Source organism: Acetomicrobium mobile, from assembly GCF_937920065.1.
In genome coordinates, this window is the sequence record NZ_CALETC010000258.1 from 1 (window position 1) to 3637 (window position 3637).

Below are 3637 nucleotides of genomic sequence, written 5' to 3' on the forward strand. Positions count from 1 at the left end.
TGTTCTTTACTCATGATTTCACCTCTTCTTGCCAAGACTCTAGGTACGTACTGTAACGTAACCCGGGGGCACTTAAATCCAACAACTGAGACGCTTCTTTTTGTGCTTTGCCGTGCAAAGTAATCTTAATTTCTACTTTACTCCGGCAAAACTACATGAGGTTGGGGCGTTGCCTTAAAAGCTTTTCCAGTCTTTGCTTTGCCTTTGTTTGATAGATTTTTCGAGCCGCTAAATCTTGACGCGTAAACCTATGCTCTCAAACTTTTCCTTGATTTCCAGCAACTTTTCTTGAGGCGGAGATTTGCGGACCGTCATCAAATACTCCCTGTCAAGCCTATGATATTTTTCACTTACATCGTGAAAGGGAAGCAAGTTGATCTCTCTTAAACCGCGCAAATTAGATATGAATTCTGCCATGTCATCTACGTTATCGGACGTATCGGTTATCCCCGGGATGACAGGAAAACGAAGTATGACGTCTTGAGCCCTGCCTGAATCCACTAAGAAACGCAAATTTTCCTTGATTAAAGTATTTGAGACACCAGTGTATTTGATGTGCTGTTTTTCGTCAATTAACTTAAGGTCATACAAAAAAAGATCGACGTAACCCATTGCGGAGGCCAACACCTCACGCGAGGCAAATCCGGCGGTATCCAATGCCTTATGGATATATCTGTTTTTACATTCTTTTAACACTTCTAGCAAAAAGTCAGCCTGAAAAAGAGGCTCGCCACCGGAAAATGTCACACCGCCTCCTGAATTATCGAAGTACAGGACGTCTTTTTCTATTTCTTTCATGAGCTCCTCCACGGTATATTCCTTTCCAACGAGCTTCAAGGCTCCGGCAGGACATGCGTCAGAACAATTACCACAGGCTATACAAAGCGGTCGAAATATCCTTGGTTTGCCTTTGAACTCAATTGCCCCCGTGGGGCACACTTTCGCGCAATCCCTACAGCGCATGCACTTGTACTCAAAATACATCAGCTCTTTTCCTGAATCAATCCCCTCGGGATTGTGGCACCACCAGCATCGCAAGGGACATCCTTTAAAGAACACGGTCGTCCTTATGCCGGGCCCGTCGTGTATGGAGTATCTTTGAACATCGAATATCAACCCTATAGGGCTATCGCTTTTATCGTTTGTATGGCCAGACCTCTGGTTTGTTTCATATTCTTTCATGTTCAGTCCTCGCAATGATCTCCTCTTGCAAGCCCTTGGGCAAGTTGACGAAGTAATCGCTGTAGCCGGCGACTCTTACCATCAGGTCTTGGAAATCCTTAGGCCTTTTTTGCGCTTCCTTTAACAACTCCGTGCTAACTACATTAAACTGCACATGATGGCCGCCCATCATGAAAAATGTCCTGATCGCTTGAGCGAGTTTTTTTACGTTTTCTTCTCCCTCCAGCAAATCGGGACTTAACTTTTGGTTTAACAATGCCCCGCCAGTTTTATCCCAGTCACATTTTGAAACCGACCCAAAAACCGCAGCGATGCCTTTTCTGTCGCTTCCTTGGACGGGTGAAATGCCTTCCGATACCGGGAAACCTGCCTTTCTGCCGTCGGGCGTTGCACCCGTGACCTTACCAAAATATACGTGAGCAGTTGTGGGCAAAAAGTAGGCCCTTTTAGATGCCCTTCTTATCGGAGAAGGTGGGTAACTTTCGATCATACTGACGACTTGGTCCACGAGGTCTTTGGCGATCAGGTCGGAGTAATCGTCATCTTCGCCGTATTTTGGAGTTTTGTTCAATATGGTCTGCCGCAATATCTCGTTTTTGCCGGCAAAGTCGGACTTCAAGGCATCAAGCAGCTCATCCATCGATACAGCTTTTTGGTCGAACACGTGGTATTTAAGGGACGTCAAGCTGTAGGCCATAGTGCCAAGCCCTACGACCTGAAGGTATTGGGTGTTGTAGCGCGTGCCTCCGCAGTTGTAGTCCTTGGCCTTTTCCACGCAATCGCATATCCAAAGGGACATAAAAGGCACAGGGAAGTGCTTAGCAAATATTGACTCTATTATGTCGTTTCCCTTCATCTTGATGTCCATGAAATGTTTAACCTGCTTCATGAAGGCATCCCACAGCTCGTCAAAGGACTTGAAGCTTCGGGGATCTCCGGTGCTCAAACCCAGTTTTTTGCCGGTGCCGGGGTCAACTCCATCGTTTAAGGTGATCTCAAGTATTTTCGGCAGGTTGAAATAGCCGGTTAAAATATACGATTCTTTTCCAAAAGCGCCGGTTTCGACGCATCCGCTTACACCCGCAGTGCGGGCATCCTCCAAAGATTTGCCCTGTCTTAAAGTCTTAACGATGACGCCGTCGAAGTTGAAAAATGGAGGTTCGCCAAACCCGGGTCCCACCACGTTTAAGGCCTCCACGATGAAGCGCTCAGGGTTTTTGACGCTCACCTGGACCGCAGTATTTGGCTGCAGAGTTCTCATCTCGTCTAAAACTTCAAGCAGCAAATAGGAGACTTCGTTCACTCCGTCAGAACCGTCTTTTTTAAGGCCTCCTATGTTAATTTTCGTGAAGTCGTTGTATGTGAAACTTTCTTCTGCGGTAACGCGCACCTTCGGCACTGCCGGCTGATTATTAAACTTAATCCAGAACGCCTCGAGCAGTTCCTTTGCCTGCTCTCTGGTGAGTGTACCATCGGCAATTTCCTTTTCATAGAAAGGAAAAAGGTGCTGATCCAACCTCCCGGGATTGAAAGAGTCCCAGGGGTTTGTCTCATACACGATGCCAACATGGACGAACCAATAGTGTTGCAAGGCCTCCCAAAAGGTCTCGGGCGAATGGGTCGGCACCTTATCGCATATTTGAGCCATCTTTTCAAGCTCGGCCTTTCTTTTTGCGTCATTTTCAACTTTGGCCAATTCCCTAAGTTTTGCGGCGTACCTTTTTGCGTATATCAATATGGCGTCTGCAGCGATGTCCATGGCTTTGAGCTCTTCCATTTTGTCGTAATAAGCAGGATCAGCCGGGTTCAACATCTCCATCTGTCTTTTTATATCTTCTTTGATGTCTAAAACGCCCGTCGCGAAAATCTTTTCTCCTCCGGCAGAATGACCCGGCGCTCTCTGCTCCATGAACTCGGTCCATATTCCGGCTTCGTAGGCATCGATCCATTCTTCGGGAAGGCTTTCAAAGATGATCTCTCTCGTTGTCTTGCCCTTCCAGAAAGGAATAATCTCTTCTTCATATACCTTTTTGGTATCCTCGTCGACCTTGTAGGGCATGTTTTCCCTTGTATCTAAGACCTTTAAATCTTCGAGGTCGTGAGTGCATATTTCGGGATAGGTTGGCACTTCCTGAGGCCCGGTGCCGCGAAGGCCTACTATGAGCTGCCCGTCTTCTACGGGAAGGCTTACGCGCTCCATCAAAAACTTGAAGGCCATGGCACGCCTCACGGGTTCGGATTTGCCGTCTGCTTGGCCGCTTTTATAAAACTCAGTCACGAGCCTCGCTCGTTCGCTTGAGATCTTTACCTCGGCGCCGACGCTTTCTTCACGCAACTTCGCAATGCGGCTATTCATCGGCCTTACAGCAGATCTTCTCTTTGCCATTTCCCTTTCTACTCTAACTTCTGACATTTAAAATGCCTCCTAATTATCTATAAAATAAGCTAATTATAT

Annotated in this window: 2 protein-coding genes; both read right to left on the reverse strand. The window is 46.9% G+C overall.

What is annotated here, in order from left to right; all coding sequences use genetic code 11:
• Positions 1-228 precede the first annotated feature (228 nt).
• On the reverse strand, positions 229-1182 hold the full coding sequence (locus Q7P41_RS09775) for a glycyl-radical enzyme activating protein (protein ID WP_303883883.1): 954 nt from the start codon (positions 1180-1182) through the stop codon (positions 229-231).
• The gene (hypD, locus tag Q7P41_RS09780) at positions 1169-3595 is read right to left on the reverse strand and encodes a trans-4-hydroxy-L-proline dehydratase (RefSeq protein WP_303883884.1); all 2427 of its coding nucleotides are present in this window, start codon (positions 3593-3595) and stop codon (positions 1169-1171) included. Before hypD ends, Q7P41_RS09775 begins: the two co-directional genes overlap by 14 nt.
• Positions 3596-3637 lie beyond the last annotated feature (42 nt).

What these genes read in the sequence shown, in the direction of transcription:
- Q7P41_RS09775 (WP_303883883.1), bottom strand. Translation starts at nt 1,182, where the DNA reads ATGAAAGAATATGAAACAAACCAGAGGTCTGGCCATACAAACGATAAA.
- hypD (WP_303883884.1), bottom strand. Translation starts at nt 3,595, where the DNA reads ATGTCAGAAGTTAGAGTAGAAAGGGAAATGGCAAAGAGAAGATCTGCT.